The sequence below is a fragment of the Micromonospora sp. BS32 genome (genome assembly GCF_059089345.1).
In genome coordinates this window covers 1-390 of the sequence record NZ_JBSSHR010000157.1, presented here as the reverse complement: position 1 = coordinate 390, position 390 = coordinate 1, and the positions used below count along the sequence as shown (strand labels likewise).

Annotated in this window: 1 protein-coding gene; it reads left to right on the top strand. The window is 61.8% G+C overall.

Features of this window, described 5'->3' with window-relative positions; all coding sequences use genetic code 11:
• A partial coding sequence (locus tag AC5RWQ_RS30710; protein ID WP_494286084.1) for an aminotransferase class III-fold pyridoxal phosphate-dependent enzyme occupies positions 1–390 on the top strand: 390 nt, incomplete at both ends.

The following is a 390-nucleotide window of genomic DNA, read 5'->3' as shown; positions in this document are numbered from 1 at the left end:
GGCATGGACAAGGAAGAATACGGCCTGCATTGCGTGCGCCAGTTCGAGCGCCTGTTCGAAAGCGAATATCAGGGCGTGTGGGACCCGAAGGCCGGCGAGGCCGAATATGCGGCCTTCTATGTCGAGCCGCTGCAGGGCACCGGCGGCTACATCGTGCCGCCGATGAACTTCTTCACCGAATTGAAGAAAGTGCTCGACCGCTACAACATCCTGATGGTGGTGGACGAGATCCAGATGGGTTTCTACCGCACCGGCAAGCTGTGGTCGATCGAGCACTTCGGCGTCAATCCCGACGTCGTCGCCTTCGGCAAGGCACTGACCAACGGCCTCAACCCGCTGTCCGGCGTGTGGGCACGCGAGGAGCTGATCAATCCGGGTGCCTTCCCGCCC